At 38.3% G+C, this 1,952-nt stretch carries 2 protein-coding genes; both read left to right on the forward strand.

What is annotated here, in order from left to right; translation table 11 throughout:
• Positions 1–635 precede the first annotated feature (635 nt).
• Positions 636–809 (forward strand): hypothetical protein, encoded by a 174-nt coding sequence (locus ACFV6D_RS38800; protein WP_375839303.1) that lies wholly within the window; start codon positions 636–638, stop codon positions 807–809.
• A 90-nt stretch (positions 810–899) separates the two neighbouring features.
• Positions 900–1,808: a hypothetical protein gene (locus tag ACFV6D_RS38805; protein ID WP_375839305.1), complete on the forward strand. Its 909-nt coding sequence runs from the start codon at positions 900–902 to the stop codon at positions 1,806–1,808.
• Positions 1,809–1,952 lie beyond the last annotated feature (144 nt).

Genomic DNA, 1,952 nt, shown 5'->3' on the forward strand with positions numbered 1-1,952 from the left:
TTATTTGTCAGAATGACAAACCGATTTCGAGCCGGCGAGAACCCATTGTCACACCACGATTTAGGGGGTGTGTATAAATGGGCACTCTCTGTGAAATTTGAAGCTTTGAAATTCCGAATGGCGCACTTATACACTCTGTCGAGTGAGTGCTAAAATGCTGAAGCATTTCCGTCAAGCGTGTGGAGGAATCTTGTAGAGAGATATAGCATAGATACCCGTATCTCTAGAGATATTTTGGTATATCCCTGCTATATCTATGGGGTATCTATGCTATATCTTTGGCTTCAAAAACGGCACCTGTTCTAAGAGCATAGAAACTCAACAGGCACAGCCTGTTTGACACCCTTTTTTTTAGGGTGGCACCGAGTTTCCTTATGCTCTTTTTCTCTGAAGCTAAACCTGTTTTATATGTCGTAGTCTTTTTATTGGGAGTGACCCCTTGCTGTACAATTTCCGGAGGTGCCGATAAGGGACGAATTTTCCCTTGTCGGTTGCCTTTGGGGATTGTAAGGGGTGGAGGCTCGGAATCAAAAGGAAACGAAATATCATTCCGAGTGTGCTTCTTTTTTCTGTTCTTGAATTCTATTATTTCCAATGTTAGAATTATGTTAACAACTTGTTAGGAGTGTGTTTGGATGGAAGAGAAAAAACAAATTGGACCTCGAATTACTGTTGAAACATTTAAAAAGCTAGAGTTATTAGCCGAACATTTTACAAAACACAATGAATTTGGAAGAGTTTCAAAAGATGCTGTAATTGAGTTTGCTATTAAGGAATTGTATAGGGACTATTTGGGAAAAGGACGCTAATTTTTGTTGAAAAACTGACTTCGGATTTGGGGTTCTTTATTATTAACTTGATTTTAATTAAACATTACAGGAAAAATTGAGGGGAAATGGATGGATAAACGCAATGGTGACGCGGTTTTCATAGCTCCAAATGATGTTGTAAAAGTGACCACTATGAATCACGTCATTGAAGTTCAGCATATGGAGAAGATGAACCGGAAAAATAATATCAAAAAATTGGACAAGGATAGGTTTGTAGACCTCTCTACTGGGGAGATCCGGGAGTTCGAGCATTCGGAAAATCGGCAGGAAAATTATAATTCTTTGAGACAAACCTTTAAGAAGCTGCGTTATTTGATAAATAACAATTTTATAGGACGGCCAAATGAATTACATATAACTTTGACATACAAGAAAAATATGACGGACACGAAAAAACTTTATAGTGATTTTCAAAATTTTATCGACAGGTTGCGTTATAAATACAAGAAAGAAAGTTCGATAGATTATTTATCGGTGGTAGAGCCACAAGGACGTGGAGCCTGGCATTGTCATGTTTTAATGCGCTTTAATGATTTGGATAAGATTTATATTAAAAATGCTGAATTAAGGAGTCTATGGGGTTTAGGATTTGTAACAATCAAGTCATTAAAGGATATAGACAACATAGGAGCCTATTTGAGCGCTTATTTGACTGATATAGACCTAGAAGATGTCCAAGACAGGGAAACAGCCTTAAAAGTGGCTTCAGAGGGCTGTGAGGTGCAAACAAAGATCGTAGAAGGTCGGGAAAAGAAATTTTTAAAAGGCGGACGGCTGCACATGTATCCTTCCGGAATGAATATGTATCGAAAATCAAAAGGGATTGTTAAGCCGGAACGGGAAGAAATGAAGTTCGGAGACATAAAAAAAGTAGTGGGTTCGGCAAAACCACACTACGAGAAAAGTTATCATGTCGAAAATGACAATTTTGAAAACACAATTTCGTTTCTCCAGTATAACACAAAACGTGATTTTTGAAGCAAAACGGTTCCTCTTTATGGAGCCGTTTTTTTTATTTCCCGAAGGGTTATTTGTCAGAATGACAAACCGATTTCGAGCCGGCGAGAACCCATTGTCACACCACGATTTAGGGGGTGTGTATAAATGGGCACTCTCTGTGAA

Origin of the sequence: Kitasatospora sp. NPDC059812 (assembly GCF_042732075.1) — a bacterium.
GTDB lineage: Bacteria > Actinomycetota > Actinomycetes > Streptomycetales > Streptomycetaceae > Kitasatospora.